The organism is Streptomyces sp. NPDC059852 (assembly GCF_042731455.1).
GTDB lineage: Bacteria > Actinomycetota > Actinomycetes > Streptomycetales > Streptomycetaceae > Streptomyces.
In genome coordinates this window covers 25,738-48,244 of sequence record NZ_JBHWJK010000024.1, presented here as the reverse complement: position 1 = coordinate 48,244, position 22,507 = coordinate 25,738, and the positions used below count along the sequence as shown (strand labels likewise).

The window sequence follows — 22,507 nt, the reverse complement described above, 5'->3', positions numbered from 1 at the left end:
GGGGCACGTACCTTGCGCGCTTGCCTCGGGAAACCGATCGGTTTACGCTGCCGGATGTGGAAACCGATCGGTTTCCTCGCGCGTCGGCACGACACGCACCCCCGTTCCGAGGAGAGAGCCATGACCGCCATCGAAGGATCCGTCGCCCTGGTCACCGGAGGCAGCCGCGGCATCGGCCGGGCCCTGGTCGACGCTCTGTACGAGCGCGGAGCGAAGAAGGTGTACGCCACCGCCCGCGACCCGCGCACCGTCACGCACCCCGACGCCGTGCCGCTGGCCCTGGAGGTCACCGACCCCGCCTCGGTCGCCGCAGCGGCCGAGCAGGCCCAGGACGTCACCCTGCTGATCAACAACGCGGGCGCGTCCGTGAACGCGAACTTCCTCGACGCGCCCGTCGACGACGTGCGGCGCGAGTTCGAGACCAACTTCTACGGGCCGCTCCTGGTCACCCGCGCCTTCGTGCCCGTCCTCGAGCGCAACGGCGGCGGCCACATCCTGAACGTCCACTCCGTGCTGTCCTGGATCGGTCTCGCCAACTCCTACAGCGCCTCCAAGGCCGCCCTGTGGTCGCTGACCAACTCGCTGCGGCTCGACCTGCGCCCGCGCGGCATCGAGGTCACCGGCCTGCACGTCGGATACGTCGACACCGATCTGACCGCCCACATCGACGCGCCGAAGGTCACCGCCGACAGCGTCGCCGCGCAGGCGCTCGACGGGATCGAGGGCAACGCCTTCGAGGTGCTCGCCGACGACGTCTCCCGGCAGGTCAAGGCCGGACTCGCCGCCGACCCGGCCGTCCTCTACGGACGGTTCGCCGCCTGATCACACCGGCAGCAGGCGCCCCACCAGGGCGCTGAGCTGCCGGGCGGTCCGGCACTCGTGCATCTCCACCAGCTCGGCGTAGGCCGGGGCGGCGGAGTCGCCGGTGCCCCAGCGGGAGTGCTGCTCGGGGTTCAGCCAGTACACGCGGCGCGCCCGGCGCGCGATCCGGCGGACGGCCGGCAGGTTCGGGTCGCTCATGTTCGTCCGGGCGTCACCGAGGACGAACACGGTGGTCCGCGGGCCGACCGCCTCCTCGTACCGCTCGGCGAACTCGCCCAGCGCCATGCCGTAGTCGCTGCTGCCGTGGTAGCCGGTGATCCCGGCCTCGCCCTGGATGCGCGCGGCCAGCCCCTCCGGGTCGGCGGCCCCGTGCTCCAGGAGCCCGGTCACCTCGTCGACCCGGTTGACGAAGGCGAACACCCGCACCTTGGAGAACTGCTCGTGCAGCGCCTGCACGAGCAGCATCGTGAAGTCGGAGAACCCCGACACCGAGCCCGACACGTCGCACAGCAGCACCAGTTCGGGCCGGGCGGGCCGGCGGCGGCGCAGCACCGGCCGCATCGGCACCCCGCCCGTCGACAGCGAACCGCGCAGGGTCCTGCGCAGATCGATGCTGCCCCGGGAGGCCCGCCGCCGCCGGGCGGCCAGCCGCGTCGCGAGCTTGCGGGCGAGCGGCTGCACCGTCCGCCGCAGCTCCGCCAGCTGATCCCGGCCGGCGAACAGGAAGTCGACGCGGTCCGCGGTCGGCCGCACCGCCCGCCGCGCGATCTCGTCCCGGCCGCGCCGCTCGGCCACCCGGCGCCGCGCCTCGGCGGCCACCATCGCCCGGAAGGCGTCGATCCGGCGCCGGATCTCGTCCTCGAGGAGCCGGTCGGTGAACCCCGAAGCGCCGCCCCGCGCCCGCACGTCGTCCCGGACCCGCGCCATCAGCGTCTGCGGGCGCACCCGCTCCAGCGTCTGGTACGACGACCAGCCGTCCGACTCCGGCGCCGAGCCGTAGCCGCCGAACCCCTCGACCGCCTCGGCGGCGAGCCGCAGCATCAGCGCCCGGTCGTCGGCGGCGAGGGCGGCCGCCAGCCGCTCCCGCAGATCCTCGCGGCCCGCCGCCGGCTGCTCCGGGCCGCCGACCCCGCGCGGGAAGTACAGGTCGAAGACCGGGTCGAACACCTGCCGCTGCCCGGTGCCGTGCAGCAGGGTCGCGGCCAGGCCCTCCCGCAGCAGCTCCCGGTCCGCGAGACCGAGCGCCTCCACGGCCCGGGCCGCGTCCACGCTCTCGCCCGTGCCGATCCGCACGCCGTGCGCCCGCAACGCCCCCACCAGGGACGTCAGCCGCTCGGCCACCCCCGAGGGCGTGGTCACAGGGCGTCCAGGTCGAGCTTGGCGGTCGCCTTGAGCACGTCGTCCTGGTGCTTGAGCAGCACTCCGAGGGTGGACCCCACGACCGCCTCGTCCAGCGTGCCCGCGCCGAGGGCGAGCAGCGTGCGCGCCCAGTCGATGGTCTCGGCGACCGACGGCACCTTGCGCAGGTCCATGGCCCGCAGCGCGCCCACGACCCGGACGACCGAGCGGGCCAGCGCCTCGTCGAGCCCCGGCACCTTCAGGCGGACGATGCGGCGCTCCAGCTCCTCGTCCGGGAAGCCGATGTGCAGGAACAGGCAGCGGCGGCGCAGCGCCTCGGACAGCTCCCGGCTGGCGTTGGAGGTGAGGACCACGAAGGGCCGGCGGGTCGCGGTGATGGTGCCGAGCTCCGGGACGGTCACCTGGAAGTCGCTGAGCACCTCCAGCAGCAGGCCCTCCACCTCGACGTCGGCCTTGTCGGTCTCGTCGATCAGCAGCACCTTCGGTTCCTCGCCCCGGATGGCCGTCAGCAGCGGCCGGGTGAGCAGGAACTCCTCGCTGAAGATGTCCGTGCGCGTCTCGTCCCACGTCTCGTCGCGGCCCGCGCTGATGCGCAGCAGCTGCTTGGCGTGGTTCCACTCGTACAGCGCCCGGGACTCGTCGACCCCCTCGTAGCACTGGAGCCGTACCAGCCGGGCGTCCGCCACCTCGGCGACGGCCTTGGCGAGTTCGGTCTTGCCCACTCCGGCCGGGCCCTCCACCAGCAGGGGCTTGCCGAGCCGGTCGGCGAGGAAGACGGTCGTGGCGACGGCCGGCGAGGCGAGGTAGCCGGTCGCGGCCAGACGCGCGGAGACGTCGTCGACGGAAGTGAACAACGGGGCCTCCGAGGGGAGCTGTCCAAGCGCTTGTTCAGTGGATGATGCCACGGGCCTTCCCGGCACCGGAAGACGGTACACCGATCGGTTTCCTCGCGACCCCGCGCGCGGTACCCTCACGGGTATGGCCACATCAGACAAGGCGTCCACCCGGGACCGGCTCCTCGACGCGGCGTCCGAGCTGTTCTACCGCGACGGCGTCTCCATCGGCGTCGAGGCGCTGTGCCGTACCGCCGGCGTCTCGAAGCGGTCCATGTACCAGCTCTTCGCGTCCAAGGACGAGGTCCTGGCGGCCAGCCTGGAGCGCCGGCTCCCGGCGTACGAGGCCCGGCTGATCCTCCCCGAACAGGAGCCCGGCACCCCCCGCGAGCGCATCCTGCACGTGTTCGCGTGCCTGGAGAAGAGCGCGGCCGAGCCCACCTTCCAGGGCTGCCCCTATCTGGCCGCGCTGGTCGAGCTGAAGGATCCCGAGCACCCCGCCAGCGTGGTCGCCCGGGGCGTCAAGGACGGGATGCGGGACTACTTCCGTGGCCTGGCCGAACAGGGCGGCGCCCGTGACCCGGACCTGCTGTCCCGTCAGCTCATGCTGGTCTTCGACGGCGCCAACGCGCGGGCGGGGGCCCGCGTCGAGACCCTGGACGGGCTGACCACGGACACGGTGACCCTGCTCCTCGACGCGTCCGGTCTGGCCTGACGGACCGGCGGCCCGTCAGCTCAGCAGGACCACCTCCAGGGTGCGTGGACCGTGCACCCCCTCCACCCGGTCGAGTTCGATGTCGCTGGTCGCCGACGGCCCGGAGATCCAGGTGAGCGGGCGGGCCGGGTCCAGGCGTTCGAGCGCCTGGGGGACGGACGACACGACCTGCTCCGGGACCCGGACCACACAGATGTGGTGGTCCGGGACGAGGGTGATCCGGCGCCGGCCCTGGTCGGGGGAGCCGTCCAGGACGATCGTGCCCGTCTCCGCGACGGCGACCGCGCAGCCGGTGACCACGCTCCCCACCCGGTCGAGTTCCTGCGGGGTGCTCACGGCCCGGTCGTGGATACGCGTGGGATCGGCGGCCGACATCCATTCCGGCGGAAGGCCGGGCGGTACGAGCACGTACGGTGAGCCGCGCTCGGCGAGCAGCCGCATGACGAGGTACGGCAGCTCTTCGAAGTCCGTGCGGTGCACCACCGCCCGGTAGTCGGCCAGGTTCTCCGCGAGGAGGTCCACCGTCCGCTCGACGGTGCGGTCACCGTGCTCGCGCAGATAGTCACGGACGACCGCCCGCTCGTACGGGGTGTCGTCCTTCGGCACGTCGGCCAGCGCCCGCCGCACCCGGCCCAAGATCCGCTCCCTGGAGCTCACTTCGCCCCGTCCTTTCCGCCGTTCGTCCGCCGCCACCAGTCCCGGAACGGCTCCGCGGGCACCGCCGGCAGATCCCGCGTCCCGCTCCACGCCCGGCCCGGACCTGGCAGCGTCCGCGGATGCAGCCGCCGGGTGCGCGAGGCGATCCGCTGGCCGGTGCGCAGGGCGCCCGGACGGCTGAACGCCCAGCGGGCCGCCCGCATCGCCGCGCGCTCGGCCGCGTGCCCCTTCGCGGGCTTCAGGACCACCTTGTCGCCCCGCGAGGTCACCTGGCCGCCCTCGACGACCCGCTCCCGCAGATGCACCAGCACCTCCGGGATGTCGATGGCGACCGGGCACACCTCGTAGCAGGCGCCGCACAGCGACGAGGCGTACGGCAGCGACGCGTCGATCTCACTCCCGGTGCCCCGCAGCTGCGGGCTGAGGATGGCGCCGATCGGACCCGGATACACCGAGCCGTAGGCATGCCCGCCCGCCCGCTCGTACACCGGGCACACGTTGAGGCAGGCCGAGCAGCGGATGCAGCGCAGCGCCTGCCGCCCCACCTCGTCGGCGAGCGTGTCGGTGCGTCCGTTGTCGAGCAGCACCAGATGGAAGGCGCGCGGCCCGTCCCCGTCGGTCGTCCCGGTCCACATCGAGGTGTACGGGTTCATGCGTTCGGCGGTGGAGGAGCGGGGGAGCGTCTGCAGGAACACCTCCAGGTCCCGCCAGGTGGGCACGATCTTCTCGATGCCGACCACCGAGATCAGCGTCTCGGGCAGCGTCAGGCACATCCGCCCGTTGCCCTCGGACTCCACGACGACCAGGGTGCCGGTCTCGGCCACCATGAAGTTGGCGCCGGAGATCCCCACCTTCGCGCGCAGGAACTTCTCCCGCAGATGCAGCCGGGCCGCCTCGGCCAGCTCCGCGGGCGTGTCCGTCAGCCCGTCCGGGGCGGGACGGCCCCACGCGCCCATCTCGCGGCGGAAGATGTCCCGGATCTCGCCCCGGTTGCGGTGGATCGCCGGGACGAGGATGTGTGAGGGCCGGTCCCGGCCCAACTGCACGATCAGCTCGGCGAGATCGGTCTCGTAGGCGCGGATGCCCTCCGCCTCCAGCGCCTCGTTCAGGCCGATCTCCTGCGTGGCCATCGACTTGACCTTCACGACCTCCGACTCGCCGGTCGCCTTGACCAGATCCGCCACGATCCGGTTGGCCTCCTCGGCGTCCGCCGCCCAGTGCACGGTGCCGCCGGCCGCCGTGACCGACGCCTCCAACTGCTCGAGATAGCGGTCGAGATGACGCAGCGTGTGGTCCTTGATCCGCTTGCCCGCCTCCCGCAGCGCCGCCCAGTCCGGCACCTCGGCGACCGCCTTGGCGCGCTTGGCGCGGATGGTGTGCGTGGCATGGCGCAGATTGCCCCGCAGCGTCGCGTCGTGCACCGCCTCCCGGGCGGCCTCGGGGAACGCCGGCATCCCGACGAACGTGCCACTCATACGGCCGGGTCCTCCTTCGTGCTCGCCAGGATCTCCGCGAGGTGCACCGGCCGCATCCCCGTGCGCAGCCGGGCCATCGTGCCGCCGATGTGCATCAGACAGGAGTTGTCGGCCGCGCACAGCACCTCGGCACCCGTCGACGCGGCGTTGCGCACCTTGTCCGCGCCCATCGCCGCCGAGACGTCCGCGTTCTTCAGCGCGAACGTGCCGCCGAAGCCGCAGCACTCGTCGGCGCCCGGCAGTTCGGCCAGCTCCAGGCCCTCGACGGCCCGCAGCAGCCGCAGCGGGCGCTCGCCGAGCCCCAGTGACCGCAGCCCGTGACAGGTCGGGTGATACGTCACCCGGTGCGGGTAGTACGCCCCGACGTCCGTCACCTCCAGCACGTCCACCAGGAACTCCGTCAGTTCGTACGTCCTGGGCACCACCGGTGCCAGCGTGGCCGCGAGCGAGTCCCCGCGTCCCTCGGCCCGCGCCCGCTCGCCCATCCGCGGATACAGCTCCCGCACCATGGCCGCGCACGACCCCGACGGGGTGACGATCGCGTCGTACTCCCCGAAGACATCGGAGAAATGCCGGGCCAGCGGCTCGGCCTCATGCCGGTAGCCGGTGTTGTAGTGCGCCTGCCCGCAACAGGTCTGCGCCATCGGGAAGTCGACCTCGACACCCAGTCTGGTCAGCAGTTTCACCACGGCACGCCCGGTGTCCGGATAGAGCGTGTCGTTGACGCAGGTCAGGAACAGGGCGACATGCATCGCGGCTCCCTCGGGGTCGGTCATCGGACGAGTGCAGGGTAGTGCGGCGGCACGCTCGCGGGGAGACCCGCTCACGCCCTGGCGAGCCGGGCCTCCGCCGCCGCCCAGCGCGCCGGGTCCCCGCCGGGCTCGTACCGGGCGAGCGGCTGGGTACGGCGCAGCAGGCGCCGCCCGTCGGACAGACCGCCCACCAGCCCATGGGCCCGTGCCTGGACGAGGACGTTGCCCAGGGCGGCCGCCTCGGCCGGGCCGGCCACCACGGGCAGCCCGCACGCGTCGGCCGTCAGCCGGCACAGCAGCGCGTTGCGCGCCCCGCCCCCGACGACGTGCACGACGTCGACCGGGTGACCGGTCAGCCGCTGGGCGTCCAGGACGGCCCGCCGGTGCGCCAGGGCGAGGGAGTCGAGGATGCACCGTGTGATCTCGGCGGGTGACGTGGGCACCGGCTGCCCCGACGCCCGGCAGGCCGCGGCGATCCGCTCCGGCATCCGGCCCGGCGCCAGGAACGCCGCGTCCCCCGCGTCCACGACCGACCGCAGCGCGGGCGTTTCGGCCGCCTCGCGCAGCAGTCCGTCCAACTCCGGGTCGCCCCAGGCGCGCAGGCACTCCTGGAGCAGCCAGAGCCCCATGATGTTCCGGAGATATCGGACCGTGCCGTCCAGGCCCAGTTCGTTGGTGAAGTTGGCGGCCCGGCTCTCCTCCGTCAGGACCGGCGCCCGCAGTTCCAGACCGGCCAGGGACCAGGTGCCCGTGCAGATGTACGCGAACCGCTCGCCCTCGGCCGGTACGGCGGCCACCGCGGACGCCGTGTCGTGCGAGCCGACCGCGGTCACCGGCACCGGCCCGGTGAGCCCGGTCTCCTCCAGCACCCCCTCGCGCAGCAGCCCCGCCGGGTCGCCCGGGGCGCGCAGCGGCGGAAAGAGGGTCAGGTCGACACCCAGCCGGGCGGCGACGCCGTACGCCCAGTCGCGGGTGCGCGGGTCGATCAGCTGGGTGGTGGAGGCGTTGGTCAGCTCGGTGCCCTGCTCGCCGGTCAGCCAGTAGGACATCAGGTCCGGAATGAGCAACAGCCTTCTCGCCTGCGTCAGCTGGGGGGAGTTCCGGGCGGCGGCCAGCTGGTACAGGGTGTTGAACGGCGCGTACTGCAGCCCCGTCGCCGCGTACAGCTCGGCGGCCGGCACGGTCTCCCACACCGTCCGGGCGACCCCGTCCGTCCGGTCGTCACGGTAGTGCACCGGGTTGCCCAGCAGCGCCCCGTCCGCGTCCAGCAGCCCGTAGTCCACGGCCCAGCCGTCGATGCCGACGGAGTCGACCTGCCCGGCCGCCCGCAGCCCGTCCAGCACCCCGGCGTACAGCCCGAGGACGTCCCAGCGCAGCCCCTCCGGCACCCGTACGGGCCGGTTGGGGAAGCGGTGTGCCTCGGTCAGCTCCAGGGTGCCGGGGCCGACCCGGCCGACCATGACGCGCCCGCTGGACGCGCCGAGGTCGACCGCCGCGTACGCCCGCGCGTCCGCGCTCGTCTCCGCGCTCATCGCAGGAACGCCGCCGCGACCCCGGCGTCCACCGGGATGTGCAGACCGGTGGTGTGGGTCAGCTCGCCGCCGGTCAGCGCGAACACCGCGTTGGCGACGTGCTCGGGCAGCACCTCCCGCTTGAGCAGGGTCCGCTGGGCGTAGAACTCGCCCAGCTTCGCCTCCTCCACCCCGTACACCGCGGCCCGCTGGGCGCCCCAGCCGCCCGCGAAGATCCCCGAACCGCGCACCACACCGTCCGGGTTGACCCCGTTGACGCGGATGCCGTGCTCACCGAGCTCGGCGGCGAGCAGCCGCACCTGATGGGCCTGATCGGCCTTGGTGGCGCCGTACGCGATGTTGTTCGGGCCCGCGAACACGCCGTTCTTGGAAGCGATGTACACGATGTCACCGCCCAGCCCCTGCGCCGTCATCACCCGGGCCGCCTCCCGGGACACCAGGAAGGAACCGCGCGCCATGATGGCGTGCTGGAGGTCCCAGTCCCGCGCCGAGGTCTCCAGCAGCGGCTTGGAGATGGAGATGCCCGCGTTGTTGACGACGAGGTCGACGCCGCCGAACGCGAGGACGGCCGACCGGAAGGCGGCGGCGATCTGCTCCTCGTCGGTGACGTCCACGGTCACGGCGACGGCCCGGTCGGGGCCGCCCAGCTCCTCGGCGACGGCGGCGGCGCTCTCGCCGTCCAGGTCCGCGACGACCACGCACGCGCCCTCGGCGGCCAGCCGGTGCGCGATGGCCTTGCCGATCCCGCTGCCGCCACCGGTCACCAGCGCCACCCGGGTCGCCAGCGCCTTCGGCGGCGGCATCCGCCGCAGCTTGGCCTCCTCCAGCTCCCAGTACTCGATGCGGAACTTCTCCGCCTCCTCGATCGGCGCGTAGGAGGAGACGGCCTCGGCGCCGCGCATCACGTTGACGGCGTTGACGTAGAACTCGCCCGCCACGCGGGCGGTCTGCTTGTCCTTGCCGAAGCTGAACATGCCGACCCCCGGCACCAGCACGATCGCCGGGTCCGCCCCGCGCATGGCGGGGGAGTCCGGCAGGGCGTGCCGCCGGTAGTAGGCGGCGTACTCCTCGCGGTACGCGGTGTGCAGCTCCGTGAGCCGGGCCAGGGCCTCCTCCAGCGGCACGGTGGGCGGCAGGTCCAGGACGAGCGGCCGCACCTTGGTGCGCAGGAAGTGGTCGGGGCAGGAGGTGCCCAGCGCGGCGAGCCGCGGGTGCCCGGCCCGCGCCAGGAAGTCGAGCACCGCCGGCGAGTCGTCGAAGTGCCCGACCTGCGGCCTGTCCCGCGAGGCGACGGCCCGCACGTACGGCGCCAGCGCCGCCGCCCGCTCCCGCCGCTCGGCCTGCGGCAGCGGCTCGAACCCGGAGAGGACCGGCCCGAAGGGCTCGGGCTTCCCCCGCTCGGCGAGAAACGCCTCGGCGGTGCGGATGATGTGCAGCGCGTTGCGCTCGCACTCCTCGGAGGTGTCGCCCCACGCGGTGATGCCGTGCCCGCCGAGCACACAGCCGATCGCGCGCGGGTGGGCCTCCTTCACGGCGGCGATGTCCAGGCCGAGCTGGAACCCGGGCCGCCGCCACGGTACCCACACCACGCTGTCGCCGAAGCACTCCGCCGTCAGCTTCTCCCCGTCGGCCGCGCACGCGAGGGCGATCCCCGAGTCCGGGTGGAGATGGTCCACGTGCGCGGCGTCGACCAGCCCGTGCATGGCGGTGTCGATGGAGGGCGCGGCACCGCCCTTGCCGTGCAGGCAGTAGTCGAACGCGGCGACCATCTCGTCCTCGCACTCCACGCCGGGATAGACGCCCTTCAGCGCCCGCAGCCGGTCCAGCCGCAGCACGGCCAGCCCGTCCTCGGTCAGCGTCCCGAGGTCGCCCCCGGACCCCTTGACCCACATCAGCTCGACGTCTCCGCCGGTGACGGGATCGACCGCACGGCCCTTGGCGGAGGCGTTCCCCCCGGCGTAGTTGGTGTTCCGGGGATCGGCCCCCAGCCGACGAGACCGAGCAAGCAGAGCAGCGACTTCACGGTGAACCATGACAACCAGTCCTTGAGGAAGAGGGTGAGCGGAACGCGCCTCAAGGGCGCGGGGAACTGTGCGGCAAGCCCCCATGAACCCGCGGTTGGCGACGGACGAGAAGACGGCGGACGCCTATGCCCCCCACCCCGCCTGCTCCCCGCCGACCCGCTCGGCCACGATCCTCTCCGCCCACCCCGAACGGGCGTACGCGGCGAGGGGCTCCGGGTCCAGCCCCATCTCCTCGCGCACCTCGCGCAGCAACGGCCGCACATCGGTGTCGTACGCGTCCATCAGCACGGCGTTCGCCCCGAGCACGTCCCCGGCGGCCTGCGCGTCGGCCAGCGCGGCGCGGTCCACGAGCAGCGCCTTCGCGGTGGCCTCCTGCACGTTCATCACCGACCGGATGATCGCCGGGATCTTCGCCTCGATGTTGTGGCACTGGTCGAGCATGAAGGCGACGCCGGAGCCGAACCCGTCGCCGCGCACCACCTCGTACATGATCCGGAACAGCTGGAAGGGGTCGGCGGCGCCCACCATCAGGTCGTCGTCGGCGTAGAAGCGGGAGTTGAAGTCGAACCCGCCGAGCCTGCCCTCGCGCAGCAGCGTCGCGACGATGAACTCGATGTTGGTGCCCGGCGCGTGGTGCCCGGTGTCGACCACGACCTGCGCCTTCGGGCCCAGCTTCAGGCAGTGGGCGTACGCGGTGCCCCAGTCCGGGACGTCGGTCGTGTAGAAGGCCGGCTCGAAGAACTTGTACTCCAGCAGCATCCGCTGCCCGTCGGCGAGCCGCCCGTACACCTCGGCCAGCGCCTCGGCCAGCCGGTCCTGGCGGGCGCGGATGTCGTCCTGGCCGGGGTAGTTGGTCCCGTCGGCGAACCACAGCTTCAGGTCCCGGGACCCGGTGGCGTCCATGATGTCGACGCACTCCAGCAGATGGTCCACGGCCTTGCGGCGCACGCCCGCGTCGGGGTGGCAGACGCTGCCCAGCCGGTAGGCGTCGTCCTGGAAGGTGTTGGAGTTGATCGCGCCCAGCCGCAGCCCGCGGTCCTCGGCGTACCGGGCCAGCGCGGCGTAGTCGTCGACCCGGTCCCACGGGATGTGCAGGGCGACGGTGGGCGCCACCCCGGTGAACTCGTGCACCTTGGCGGCGTCGTCCAGCTTCTCCCGCGGCGACCGCGGCACGCCCTGCTGGGCGAAGACCTTGAAACGCGTCCCCGAGTTCCCGTACGCCCACGACGGCGTCTCGACGGCCTGGGACTTGAGTGCGGCCTTCACCGCGGCGAGCTCGGTCACTGAGGGCTCCTGTGACGTCGGGACCTGGATCGGTGGGGGAGCGGTCTGAACGCTTCGCTGTGAAACGATTCAGAACGGGAACGTATGAGCCTCCCGGAGGGGTGTCAACCCCCGTGTCGCCGCCACTTTCCCGTGACGTGGCAGCGATCAACCGGTGCCGCAACATTTCGCCCCGCACCCATTGACGTGACATGGGGTCCGTGCCTAACGTCCCGGCAACCGAGTTGAAACCTTTCACGATGCCGGGAGGGCCGTCCCGCCGGTGTCGTCGAGGAGCCCCCAATGACCCACCCGTCCACCACGGGTCCGGCCCCGGTTCTGGCGCTCAGGGACGTCTCCAAGTCCTTCGGCGCGGTCCGCGCCCTGCGGGACGTCTCCCTGGAGCTGTTCCCCGGGGAGGTGCACGCCCTCGCAGGCGAGAACGGCGCCGGCAAGTCGACCCTGATCAAGACGCTCGCCGGTGTGCACCGGCCCGACAGCGGCCAGGTGCTGCTCGACGGCTCGCCCGTCCTCTTCCACGGGCCGGGCGGCGCGCGCGACGCCGGCATCGCCGTGATCTACCAGGAACCGACCCTCTTTCCCGACCTGTCGATCGCCGAGAACATCTTCATGGGCCGCCGGCCGCGGCGCTCCCTCGGCCGGATCGACCACCGGGCCACGCACGACGCCACGCTGGCCCTGATGGCACGCCTGGGTGTCACGCTCGACCCCGACCGCCCCGCGCGCGGCCTGTCCATCGCCGACCAGCAGATCGTCGAGATCGCCAAGGCGCTCTCCTTCGACGCCCGCGTCCTGATCATGGACGAGCCGACCGCCGCCCTCACCGGCAGCGAGGTCGCCCGCCTCTTCGGCGTCGTGCGCACCCTGCGCGACCAGGGCGCCGCCGTCCTGTTCATCTCCCACCGGCTGGAGGAGATCTTCCAGATCTGCCACCGGGTCACCACCCTGCGCGACGGCGCCTTCGTCGCGAGCGAGCCGGTGGACGGCATGACCGAGGACGACCTGGTGCGCCGTATGGTCGGCCGGGACCTCGACGCGCTCTACCCGAAGCAGGACGTCACACCGGGCGAAGTCGCCCTCAGCGTACGGCGGCTGACCCGCGAGGGCGTCTTCACCGACGTCTCCTTCGACGTGCGGCGCGGCGAGATCGTAGGCCTCGCGGGACTCGTCGGCGCCGGGCGCACCGAGGTCGCCCGGGCCGTGTTCGGCATCGACCGCTGGGACGCCGGCGAGGTCCACGTCGCCGGCCGGCCCCTCACCAACGGCGCCCCCTCCACCGCCATGGCCGGCGGGCTCGCCCTCGTCCCCGAGGACCGGCGCGCCCAGGGCCTGGTGATGGACCTGTCCATCGAGCGCAACATCGGCCTCACCGGGCTGCGTTCGACCGTGCGGGCCGGCCTGATGGACCGCGGCGCCGAACGCAGCCGTTCCCTGGACTGGGCCGTCAAGCTCCAGGTCAAGTACGCCCGGATCGCCGACGCCGTGTCCACCCTGTCCGGCGGCAACCAGCAGAAGGTCGTCCTCGCCAAGTGGCTGGCCACCGGCCCCCAGGTGCTGATCGTCGACGAACCCACCCGGGGCATCGACGTCGGCACCAAGGCCGAGGTGCACCGGCTGCTCGGCGAACTCGCCGCCGACGGTGTCGCCATCCTGATGATCTCCTCCGACCTGCCCGAGATCCTCGGCATGGCCGACCGCGTGCTCGTCATGCACGAGGGACGGCTCACCGCCGAGCTCCCGCGCTCCGAAGCCACCGAGGAAACCGTGATGGCCGCAGCCACCGGGAGGGCCGCCGCATGACGGTGACCACCCCCGACAAGGCCCCCGTGACCGACGTGCCCACGTCCAGCGGCACCCGCCTGGTCGACCGGGTCTTCAAGATGCGCGAACTCGCCATCCTGGCCGTCCTCCTGGTGATGATCGCCGTCACCCAGCTGGGCAACAGCGAGTTCCTCACCGAGCAGGGCATCAAGGACCTGCTGCTGAACGCCACCATCCTGGTCCTGGTCGCCACCGGGCAGTCCCTGGTGGTGATCACCCGGAACGTCGACCTGTCCGTCGGCTCCACCCTCGGCATCAGCGCCTTCGCCGCCGGCCTCCACCTCCAGAACGGCGGAAGCCCGGTCGTCGCCGTACTGCTCGCCGTGCTCATGGGCGTCGGCTTCGGCCTGCTGAACGGCCTGCTCGTCAGCCTCGGCCAGGTCCCCGCGCTCGTCGTCACCCTCGGCACCCTCTACATCATCCGCGGCCTCGACTCCATCTGGGTGGGCTCCCGCCAGATCGTCGCCTCCACCCTCCCCGACGGCTTCGTCGACTTCGGCTCCGGCGGGGTGTGGGCGGTGCCCTGGCTCGCGCTGATCGCCCTCGCCGTCCTGGTGGCGACCGCGTACCACCTCAAGCACTACGGCAGCGGACGGGAGCTGTACGCCCTCGGCTCCAACCCCGAGGCCGCACGCCTCGCCGGCATCCCCGTGCGCCGGCGGATCCTCGCCGCCTACACCTTCTGCGGCGCGCTCGCCGGACTCGCGGGCGCCCTGTACCTGGCCCGCTTCGGCAATGTCGACTCCGGCACGGGCAGCGGCTACGAACTCACCGTCGTCAGCGCGGTCGTGGTCGGCGGTGTCGTCTTCACCGGCGGCTCCGGCAGTGTCTACGGCGCCGCCCTCGGCGCGCTGCTGCTCACCTCGATCAACAGCGTGCTGCCCGCCCTCGGCGTCAGCTCCGTCTGGGTGCTCGCCATCAACGGCATCCTGCTCCTCCTCGCCATCGCCGTCGACCGGATCGTCGCGCTGCGCGTGGCCACCGCCCTGAAGAAGAGGAACGCCCGCCATGGCTGACTCCCCCCTCGCGCGCGCCGTTCGCTGGGACACGGTCGTCGGCGCCCTCCTCGTCGTCGTGCTCCTGCTGTCCTTCGGCACCGTCGACGGCTTCGGCAACGCGCTCAACCTGTCGTTCCTGATCGGCAACACGCTCCCCATCGCCCTCATCGCGCTGCCGATGACCCTGCTCGTCGTCTCCGGGGAGATCGACCTGTCGGTCGCCTCGACCGCCGGCCTGTCCGGGGCCGTGATGGGCGCCCTGTGGAACCAGGGCATGGCGATCGAGACGATCATCCCGGTCTGCCTGCTGCTCGGCGTGGTGTGCGGCCTGGTCAACGGCCTGCTCGTGACCCGGCTGGGCCTGCCGTCCCTCGCCGTCACGATCGGCACCCTCGCCGCGTACCGCGGAATCGCGCAGATCGTGCTCGGGTCGGACGCGGTGACCGACTTCCCGGCGCGGTACCTGGACTTCGCCGCCGGGCGAATCGGCGACACCTTCCTTCCGTACGCCTTCCTGCCCTTCCTCCTGCTGCTCGCGATCGCCGTCGTCGCCCTGCACGCCACACCGTTCGGGCGCGCGCTGTTCGCGATCGGCGCGAGCGAGGAGGCCGCCCGGTTCGCCGGGATCCGGGTGAAGCGGCAGAAGCTGGTCCTGTTCACGGTGACGGGCCTGATGGCCTCGCTCACCGGGATCTTCTGGGCGCTGCACTACGCGTCCGCCCGCTACGACAACGCCACCGGGCTCGAACTGTCGGTCGTCGCCGCCGTCCTGCTCGGCGGGATCGACTTCGACGGGGGCAAGGGCACGCTGGGCGGTGCCGTCGCCGGGGTGTTCCTCCTCGGTGCCCTGCAGAACGTGATGAGCCTCAAGGACGTCTCCGCCCAGTCGCAGATCGTCGTCACCGGCGTCCTGCTCGTGCTGTCCGTGCTCGGCCCCCGGGTCGCGCGCCAGGTCTCCGTGGCGAGGGCGGGCCGCAGAGCCGCCTCGACTCCGACCTCGTAACGTCCAGCCCCTCCCTCCCCGCAAAGGACCCACCGCCATGCGCAAGTCATCCCTGAGCCGTGCCTGCGCCGCCCTCGCCGCCGTCACCTCCCTCGCCCTCGCGGCCACCGCCTGCGGCGGCACCACCAAGGAGGACGTCGAGAACGAGGGCGGCTCCGCCGCCACCGCCGGCAAGGCCGACCCGAACGCCGAACTGAAGAAGGGCCTGACCGTCGGCTTCCTGCCCAAGCAGGTGAACAACCCGTATTTCACCTCCGCCGACAAGGGCGGCGAGGCGGCCCTGAAGGAACTGGGCTCCGGCTACAAGGAGATCGGGCCGAGCAGCGCGACCGACACGGCCGGGCAGGTGTCGTACGTCAACACCCTCACCCAGCAGCAGGTCGACGCGATGGCGGTCTCCGCGCAGGACCCCGGCGCGCTGTGCACCGCGCTCAAGCAGGCCATGAAGAACGGCATCAAGGTCGTCACCTACGACTCCGACACCAAGCCCGACTGCCGCAACGCCTTCGTCTCGCAGGCGTCCGCCGAGGACCTGGGCCGCACCGAGGTGCGGCTCCTCGCCGAACAGATCGGCTACAAGGGCGAGATCGCGATCCTGTCCGCCGCGCAGACCGCGACCAACCAGAACGTCTGGATCGACTTCATGAAGGAGGAGCTGAAGGACCCCAAGTACAAGGACGTCAAGCTGGTCAAGGTCGCCTACGGTGACGACGACGCCCAGAAGTCCTTCCAGCAGACCCAGGGCCTGCTCCAGGAGTACCCGAACCTGAAGGGGATCATCTCCCCGACCACCGTCGGCATCAAGGCCGCCGCCCAGTACCTGTCGGGCTCCAAGTACAAGGGGAAGGTCACGTTGACGGGCCTCGGCACCCCCAACGACATGCGCAAGTACGTGAAGAACGGCACCGTCGAGGCGTTCGAGCTCTGGGACCCGGCGAAGCTCGGCGAGCTGGCCGCGCGGACCGCCGTCGCCCTGGCCTCCGGGCAGATCACCGGCAAGGAGGGCGAGACCTTCACCGCCGGCGGCATGGGCGAGTACACGATCGGCAAGGACGGCGTGATCAGCCTCGGCAAGCCGACGGTCTTCGACGCGAAGAACATCGACCGGTTCGACTTCTAGATTCGACTTCCAGAGGGGGGAGGGGCGTTGATGCAGCGCGTGTGCTTCCTGCTGAAGGTCAGGGCGGACCGTCTCGACGCGTACCGCGAGCGGCACGCCGCGGTGTGGCCGGAGATGCGCGCCGCGCTCTCGGCCACCGGCTGGCACAACTACTCGCTCTTCCTGCGGGAGGACGGCCTGCTGGTCGGCTACCTGGAGACCGAGGACTTCGCCGCCGCCCGGGCCGGTATGGCGGCCACCGAGGTCAACGCCCGCTGGCAGGCGGAGATGGCGCCGTTCTTCGAGTCGCTGGACGGCGCCGGACCCGACGAGGCCATGAAGCCGCTCACCGAGGTCTTCCATCTGGCCTGAGCCGGAGAGGCCTTCGTTCCCGGCACGGCGGACGGGCCGCCGGCCCCGGCCCGACCACCGTCGTCATGGGCGGCATGACGGTAATGTGAAGCCCTTCCCGCCGCTCCTGTCGTGTTCCGTCTTCTCTGGAGGTCCCTGCCCGATGGCCCAGTCGGTGGGTATCAAGGACGTCGCCCGCGCCGCCGGAGTCTCCGTCGGCACGGTCTCCAACGTGATCAACCGTCCGGAGACGGTAGCGACCGAGACCCGGGCGCGGGTGCAGTCCGCGATCGACCGCCTCGGCTACGTCCGCAGCGAGTCCGCCCGGCAACTGCGCGCGGGCCGCAGCCGGATCATGGGCCTGCTCGTCCTCGACATGGGCAACCCCTTCTTCGTCGACGTGGCCCGTGGCGCCGAGCGGACGGCCCGCGACGCCGGGCTCGGCGTGATGGTGTGCAACAGCGCGCAGAGCGCGAGCGAGGAGGCCGACTACCTGTCGCTGTTCGCCGAGCAGCGGGTGCGGGGCGTGCTGCTCACCCCGGCCGACGCCACCGGCCGCAACATCGAGGCGTTCCGGCGGCACGACATCCCGTTCGTCCTGGTCGACCGGGTCGCCGAGGGCACCACGGAGTGCTCGGTCTCCGTGGACGACGTCGCGGGCGGCGCGCTCGCCGTACGGCATCTCGTGGACGCCGGACACCGCTCCCTCGCCTACGTCAGCGGCCCGCCCGGCCTCCACCAGGTCCGCGACCGCCGCACCGGCGCCCTGAACGCCCTGGAGGAGGCGGGCCTCGGCCCCGAGAACCTGCGCGAGCTGCCCACCGAACGGCTCGACGTGGCCGCCGGCCGGGACGCCGGGGCGCGTCTGCTCGGCCTCGCGGACCGGCCGACCGCCGTCTTCTGCGCCAACGACCTGCTCGCCCTCGGCGTCCTCCAGGCCATGTACGCGGCGGGCGTCGGCGTCCCCGACGACCTGGCCATCGTCGGCTACGACGACATCGAGTTCGCCGCCGCGGCGGCCGTCCCGCTGACCTCCGTACGGCAGCCCGCCGTCACCATGGGGACGCTCGCCGCGGAGATGCTGCTGGAGGAGACCGAGGCGCGGACGGGCGCCCGGACGCACGAGCACCGCAGGGTCGTCCTGCAGCCGGAACTGGTCGTGCGGCGGTCCTCGCTCGCCGCCCGCTGATCCGCCGTTCAGTACGATCTCATGATCCCAGGGGTCACCCGGCGAAGGAACATGTGCTGAACTGGGACGCGGCCCGAAAAAACCTCCGTCCCGGGAGCACCGTTGTCCGTCAGCTACCGCCAGCCCGGCGTCGTCCTCACCGACCGCCGCTTCACCGTGCCGCTCGACCACGCCCGCCCGACGGGCGAGACGATCGAGCTCTTCGCCCGGGAGGTCGTCGCCGGGGACAAGGCACACCAGGACCTGCCGTGGCTGGTCTACCTCCAGGGCGGCCCCGGCTTCGGGGCGAACCGTTTCGTCGGGAAGGGCGGCGCCTGGCTCGGCCGCGCGCTCAAGGAGTTCCGGGTCCTGCTGCTCGACCAGCGTGGCACCGGGCTCTCCACGCCCGCCAACCGCCAGACCCTCCCGCTGCGCGGCGGCCCCGCCGAACAGGCCGACCACCTCACGCACTTCCGCTCCGACGCGATCGTCCGCGACTGCGAGCTGATCCGCCGGGAGGTCACCGGCGGCGCCCCCTGGACCGTCCTCGGCCAGAGCTTCGGCGGCTTCTGCACGGTCAACTATCTGTCCACCGCTCCCGAGGGGCTGACCGCCGCCGTCATCACCGGCGGGCTGCCGTCCCTGGACGCGCACGCCGACGACGTCTACCGGGCCGCCTACCCGCGCATCGAGCGCAAGGTCGCCGCGCACTACGCCCGCTACCCGCAGGACGTCGAGCGGGCCCGCCGGATCGCCGACCACCTCCTCGCCCACGACGTCGTCCTGCCCAACGGCTACCGGCTGACCGCCGAGGCCTTCCAGTCGCTCGGCATCCTCCTCGGCGGCAGCGAGGGCAGCCACCGGCTGCACTACCTGCTGGAGGACGCCTTCGTCCGCACCCCGAACGGCACCGCCCTGTCCGACGCGTTCCAGGAGGAGGTCCAGGGCCTGCTGTCGTACGCCGGGCATCCGCTGTACGCGCTCGTCCACGAGGCGATCTACGGCCAGGACGCCCGGCCCACCGCCTGGGCCGCCGAGCGGGTGCGCGCCGAGTTCCCGCAGTTCGACGCGGCGAAGACGCTCGCCGGGGACGGGCCGCTGCTCTTCACCGGCGAATCGATCCACCCCTGGATGTTCGACTGCGACCCGGCGCTGCGCCCGCTGCGCGAGACCGCCGAGATCCTCGCCGCCCGCACCGACTGGACCCCCCTCTACGACCCGGCGCGCCTCGCCGTCAACGAGGTGCCGGTCGCGGCGGCCGTCTACCACGACGACATGTACGTCGACACCGCCCACTCCCTGGCCACCGCCCGCGCGATCCGGGGACTGCGCACCTGGGTCACCGACGAGTTCGAGCACGACGGCCTCCGCGCCGGCGGCCCGCGGGTGCTGGACCGGCTGCTCGCCCTCACCCGTGACGAGGCGTGACGCGCCGCCCACCGGTTAGGGTGCGGACATGACCGAGCCGACGCCTCCTCAGCTGCAGCCGATGCCCGAGGACTGGCGGCGGGCCCTCGCCGTCGTCGCCCACCCGGACGACCTGGAGTACGGCTGCTCCGCCGCCATCGCCGCCTGGACCGACGCGGGCCGCGAGGTCGCCTACGTTCTCGCGACCCGGGGCGAGGCCGGCATCGACACCCTGGAGCCGGAGAGGTGCGGCCCGCTGCGCGAGCGCGAGCAGCGGGCCAGTGCCGCGGTCGTCGGTGTCACGGAGGTCGAGTTCCTGGACCACGCGGACGGGGTGATCGAGTACGGGACCGCGCTGCGCCGCGACATCGCCGCCGCGATCCGCCGCCACCGACCCGAGCTGGTGATCACCCTCAACCACCGGGACACCTGGGGCGGCGTCGCCTGGAACACCCCGGACCATGTGGCGGTCGGGCGGGCCACGTTGGACGCGGCGGGCGACGCCGGCAACCGCTGGATCTTCCCCGAGCTCACCGAGCAGGGGCTCGCCCCCTGGGACGGCGTCCGCTGGGTCGCGGTCGCGGGCTCCAGCTCGCCCACGCACGCGGTGGACGCCTCCGCCGGCCTCGACCGCGCGGTGCGCTCCCTGCTCGAACACCGCACCTACATCGAGGTGCTGACCGACGAGGACCCGGAGACCTACGCCCGCCGCTTCCTCAGCGCGAACGCCACCGCCACGGGCGAACGGTTCGGCGGCCGCCCGGCGGTGGCCTTCGAACTCTTCCCACGCGGCTGAGGCGTCCGCCGCCGCATGAGCGCCGGTTCGCGGCGCCTAGGATGAGAGGCATGCACGATCACCCCGGTGCCCTCGCCGAGCTGCGTGGCGACTGCGCGAACTGTTTCGGGCTGTGCTGTGTCGCGCTGCCCTTCTCCGCCTCCGCGGACTTCGCGATGGACAAGGCCGCCGGGACGCCCTGCCGCAACCTCCTCGACGACCACCGCTGCGGCATCCACGCCCGGCTGCGGGAGACGGGCTTCACCGGGTGCACGGTCTACGACTGCTTCGGCGCCGGGCAGAAGGTCTCGCGGGTCACCTTCGGCGGGGAGGACTGGCGCACCGGGCCTGCCGACCGCGCCCGGCGGATGTCCGACGTGTTCCCCGTCGTCCGCCAGCTGCACGAACTGCTCTGGTACCTCACCGAGGCCCTGTCCCTGCCCGCCGCCCGCCCGCTCCGCGCCGACCTGCGCGCACTCCTGGACGCGACCGAGGCCCTCACCCTCGGGACCCCGGAGGAACTGGCCGCGCTCGACGTCGCCGCCCACCGGCAGCGGGTGAACGTGCTGCTGCTGCGGACGAGCGAGCTGGCCCGTGCCGGGGTGCGGGGCCGGGGGAGGAACCGCCGGGGCGCCGACCTGATGGGCGCCCGCCTCCGGGGTGCCGACCTGCGCGGTGCCGACCTGCGCGGCGCCTACCTGATCGCGGCCGACCTGACCGGTGCCGATCTGCGCGGAGCCGACCTCATCGGCGCCGACCTGCGCGACGCCGACCTCACGGACGCCGATCTCACGGACGCCTTCTTCCTGACCCAGCCGCAGGTGAACGCGGCGCGGGGGAGCGCCGGGACCCGGCTGCCCGGCTCAGTCTCCCGCCCGGCGCACTGGACAGCGCGGGGCTGAGTCCTCGACGGACATGGGGCCCTCGGCGGGCGCGGGCGCGGCCGTCCGCCGCTCCAGGCCCAGCCGCAGTCCGTCCGGCATCAGGGTCAGCCGTTCCGTGACCCGCAGCCGGTACGCGGGATCGGCGCGGAAGTCGTACCGCCGCAGCAGCAGACCCAGCACGAGCGTCGCCTCGTGCAGCGCGAACTGCCGTCCGATGCAGGCCCGCGCGCCCGTCCCGAACGGCTTGAAGGTGTGCGCCGCCCGCGTCCGCACGGCCTTCGGGTCGAACCGGTCCGGGTCGAAGCGCTCCGCGTCCGCGCCCCAGACCTCCGGGTCGCGGTGCACCGTCGGCGTGAGCACCAGCGCCCAGGCGCCCCGCCGCATCGGGTACTCCCCGCCCAGCATGGTGTCCTCACGGGCCTCCCGGGCGAAGGCGGGCGCCGTCGGCCACAGCCGTAGCGCCTCGTCCAGCACCCGGCGTACGTGACGCAGCCGGGCCACCTGCTCGTACCCGGGTGTGCCCGTGGCGCCCCAGACGCGGTCCACCTCGGCGCGGGCGCGGGCCGCGATGCCGGGGTGCAGGGAGAGGTAGTGCAGCGCGAAGGACAGCGCGCCCGACGTGGTCTCGTGACCGGCCACGAGGAAGGTGATCACCTGGCGGCGGACGTTGAGCGCGGACAGCCGTTCGCCCGTCTCCGGGTGCGCGGTCGCGAGCATGCGGTCCAGCAGGTCCCCGTCCCCGGGCCCGCCCGCCCGGCGCGCGCGGATCAGCTCGTCGACGGTGTGGTTGAGGAACGCGATGTCGGCGTCGTTGCGCCGGGCGGCCCGCCGCAGCAGCCACGGCACCGGTACGGAGTTCAGGCGCTGGGCGTGGGTGAGCGTGCCCACCATCGCCGTCACGAAGGGATGCGGCCGGGACCGCTCGAAGGAGCCGAAGTCATGGCCGAACCCGGTGCGGGCGATGGTCTCCAGGGTCAGCCTGGTCATGTCGCCGGGCACGTCGACCGTCCGGCCGGCCTCCCGCGCCCGGTCCCAGTGGTCCATGAGCCGGCCGGCCACGTCGAGCATCATCGGGTGGTACCCCGCCATGGCCTCCCGGCTGAACCCGGGGGCCAGGACGTCGTGCGCGAGCTGCCAGTTGGGCTCGTGGTTGTACGCCGTGAACAGCCCGTCGCCGGCGACCGGCCGAAGATTGGCGATGCCCAGGCCGACGTGCTTGGCGAAACGGGACTCGTCCGCCATGTCGGCGGCGAGCGCGGCGCCCGCCACGAACACGAACTCCCGGTTCAGCACCCGGCGCCGGAAGATCGGCCCGAGCCGCCGCGCGAGCCGCAGGGAGTCCTGCAGCGGGGTGTGCCGGCTGGCCCCGACCACATCGCCGAGCAGCGGGACGCGGTACGGGGGGTGGGGTATCCGCGACAGCTCCGGCCAGCCCTGCTCGGCACCGCGGAACCCCTTCGGCAGACCGGTGCCGGTCGTCGTCTCCGCCATGACGCGATCTCCCTCGGTGGGGCGGCAGTTCGGGCTCGTTGTACGTGGGTTCAATAA

Annotated in this window: 20 protein-coding genes; 11 read left to right on the top strand and 9 right to left on the bottom strand. The window is 72.7% G+C overall.

Annotated features, from left to right (window positions below; translation table 11 throughout):
- The first annotated feature begins 120 nt into the window (after positions 1 to 120).
- Positions 121 to 822 carry an SDR family oxidoreductase gene (locus ACFV46_RS26490; protein WP_361932916.1) on the top strand — a complete coding sequence of 234 codons (702 nt, stop codon included), beginning with the start codon at positions 121 to 123 and terminating at the stop codon, positions 820 to 822.
- Here ACFV46_RS26490 and ACFV46_RS26485 read toward each other — a convergent pair whose 3' ends face one another.
- Both ACFV46_RS26485 and ACFV46_RS26480 read right to left on the bottom strand, forming a co-directional pair.
- The gene (locus ACFV46_RS26485) at positions 823 to 2,181 is read right to left on the bottom strand and encodes a VWA domain-containing protein (RefSeq protein WP_376727750.1); all 1,359 of its coding nucleotides are present in this window, start codon (positions 2,179 to 2,181) and stop codon (positions 823 to 825) included. It lies immediately after the preceding gene.
- On the bottom strand, positions 2,178 to 3,035 hold the full coding sequence (locus tag ACFV46_RS26480) for a MoxR family ATPase (RefSeq protein ID WP_361932920.1): 858 nt from the start codon (positions 3,033 to 3,035) through the stop codon (positions 2,178 to 2,180). The genes ACFV46_RS26485 and ACFV46_RS26480 overlap by 4 nt, the downstream gene beginning before the upstream one ends.
- Before the next feature lie 124 nt (positions 3,036 to 3,159).
- Between ACFV46_RS26480 and ACFV46_RS26475 the strand changes: the two genes are divergently transcribed.
- On the top strand, positions 3,160 to 3,729 hold the full coding sequence (locus ACFV46_RS26475) for a TetR/AcrR family transcriptional regulator (RefSeq protein WP_376727749.1): 570 nt from the start codon (positions 3,160 to 3,162) through the stop codon (positions 3,727 to 3,729).
- Between the two features lie 15 nt (positions 3,730 to 3,744).
- On the opposite strand, the gene ACFV46_RS26470 is transcribed toward ACFV46_RS26475, so the two are convergent.
- From ACFV46_RS26470 to rhaI, 6 genes are all read right to left on the bottom strand, one after another.
- Positions 3,745 to 4,386 carry a lactate utilization protein C gene (locus ACFV46_RS26470; protein ID WP_385499990.1) on the bottom strand — a complete coding sequence of 214 codons (642 nt, stop codon included), beginning with the start codon at positions 4,384 to 4,386 and terminating at the stop codon, positions 3,745 to 3,747.
- Complete coding sequence (locus ACFV46_RS26465) at positions 4,383 to 5,861, bottom strand: LutB/LldF family L-lactate oxidation iron-sulfur protein (RefSeq protein WP_376727748.1); 1,479 nt, start codon at positions 5,859 to 5,861, stop codon at positions 4,383 to 4,385. The genes ACFV46_RS26470 and ACFV46_RS26465 overlap by 4 nt, the downstream gene beginning before the upstream one ends.
- Entirely contained in the window at positions 5,858 to 6,613 is a 756-nt protein-coding gene (locus ACFV46_RS26460) for a (Fe-S)-binding protein (protein ID WP_385500055.1), read from the bottom strand. Before ACFV46_RS26460 ends, ACFV46_RS26465 begins: the two co-directional genes overlap by 4 nt.
- Positions 6,614 to 6,684: 71 nt before the next feature.
- The gene (locus ACFV46_RS26455) at positions 6,685 to 8,145 is read right to left on the bottom strand and encodes a rhamnulokinase family protein (protein ID WP_385499989.1); all 1,461 of its coding nucleotides are present in this window, start codon (positions 8,143 to 8,145) and stop codon (positions 6,685 to 6,687) included.
- Positions 8,142 to 10,178, bottom strand: a complete 2,037-nt coding sequence (locus ACFV46_RS26450; protein ID WP_385499988.1) for a bifunctional aldolase/short-chain dehydrogenase — start codon at positions 10,176 to 10,178, stop codon at positions 8,142 to 8,144. The genes ACFV46_RS26455 and ACFV46_RS26450 overlap by 4 nt, the downstream gene beginning before the upstream one ends.
- A gap of 114 nt (positions 10,179 to 10,292) precedes the next feature.
- Positions 10,293 to 11,453, bottom strand: a complete 1,161-nt coding sequence (gene rhaI, locus ACFV46_RS26445) for an L-rhamnose isomerase (RefSeq protein WP_385499986.1) — start codon at positions 11,451 to 11,453, stop codon at positions 10,293 to 10,295.
- A 282-nt stretch (positions 11,454 to 11,735) separates the two neighbouring features.
- On the opposite strand from rhaI, the gene ACFV46_RS26440 reads away from it, so the two are divergent.
- The 9 genes from ACFV46_RS26440 to ACFV46_RS26400 all read left to right on the top strand — a co-directional run bounded on the left by ACFV46_RS26440 (position 11,736) and on the right by ACFV46_RS26400 (position 20,977).
- Positions 11,736 to 13,253: a sugar ABC transporter ATP-binding protein gene (locus ACFV46_RS26440; protein ID WP_385499985.1), complete on the top strand. Its 1,518-nt coding sequence runs from the start codon at positions 11,736 to 11,738 to the stop codon at positions 13,251 to 13,253.
- Positions 13,250 to 14,290: an ABC transporter permease gene (locus tag ACFV46_RS26435; protein WP_361932940.1), complete on the top strand. Its 1,041-nt coding sequence runs from the start codon at positions 13,250 to 13,252 to the stop codon at positions 14,288 to 14,290. Before ACFV46_RS26440 ends, ACFV46_RS26435 begins: the two co-directional genes overlap by 4 nt.
- Positions 14,283 to 15,275 carry an ABC transporter permease gene (locus tag ACFV46_RS26430; protein ID WP_361932942.1) on the top strand — a complete coding sequence of 331 codons (993 nt, stop codon included), beginning with the start codon at positions 14,283 to 14,285 and terminating at the stop codon, positions 15,273 to 15,275. Before ACFV46_RS26435 ends, ACFV46_RS26430 begins: the two co-directional genes overlap by 8 nt.
- A gap of 37 nt (positions 15,276 to 15,312) precedes the next feature.
- Positions 15,313 to 16,395, top strand: a complete 1,083-nt coding sequence (gene rhaS / locus ACFV46_RS26425; protein ID WP_385499984.1) for a rhamnose ABC transporter substrate-binding protein — start codon at positions 15,313 to 15,315, stop codon at positions 16,393 to 16,395.
- Positions 16,396 to 16,425: 30 nt separating this feature from the next.
- Positions 16,426 to 16,746 (top strand): L-rhamnose mutarotase, encoded by a 321-nt coding sequence (locus ACFV46_RS26420; RefSeq protein ID WP_283292211.1) that lies wholly within the window; start codon positions 16,426 to 16,428, stop codon positions 16,744 to 16,746.
- A 142-nt stretch (positions 16,747 to 16,888) separates the two neighbouring features.
- Complete coding sequence (locus tag ACFV46_RS26415; RefSeq protein ID WP_361932947.1) at positions 16,889 to 17,914, top strand: LacI family DNA-binding transcriptional regulator; 1,026 nt, start codon at positions 16,889 to 16,891, stop codon at positions 17,912 to 17,914.
- Between the two features lie 102 nt (positions 17,915 to 18,016).
- Positions 18,017 to 19,321 (top strand): alpha/beta fold hydrolase, encoded by a 1,305-nt coding sequence (locus ACFV46_RS26410; protein WP_385499982.1) that lies wholly within the window; start codon positions 18,017 to 18,019, stop codon positions 19,319 to 19,321.
- 28 nt (positions 19,322 to 19,349) lie between these two features.
- Positions 19,350 to 20,096, top strand: a complete 747-nt coding sequence (locus ACFV46_RS26405; RefSeq protein ID WP_385499981.1) for a PIG-L deacetylase family protein — start codon at positions 19,350 to 19,352, stop codon at positions 20,094 to 20,096.
- A gap of 50 nt (positions 20,097 to 20,146) precedes the next feature.
- A complete protein-coding gene (locus tag ACFV46_RS26400; protein WP_385499980.1) occupies positions 20,147 to 20,977 on the top strand; it encodes a pentapeptide repeat-containing protein in 831 nt (276 codons plus the stop codon).
- On the opposite strand, the gene ACFV46_RS26395 is transcribed toward ACFV46_RS26400, so the two are convergent.
- A complete protein-coding gene (locus tag ACFV46_RS26395) occupies positions 20,939 to 22,450 on the bottom strand; it encodes a cytochrome P450 (RefSeq protein WP_385499979.1) in 1,512 nt (503 codons plus the stop codon). The genes ACFV46_RS26400 and ACFV46_RS26395 overlap by 39 nt on opposite strands.
- Positions 22,451 to 22,507 lie beyond the last annotated feature (57 nt).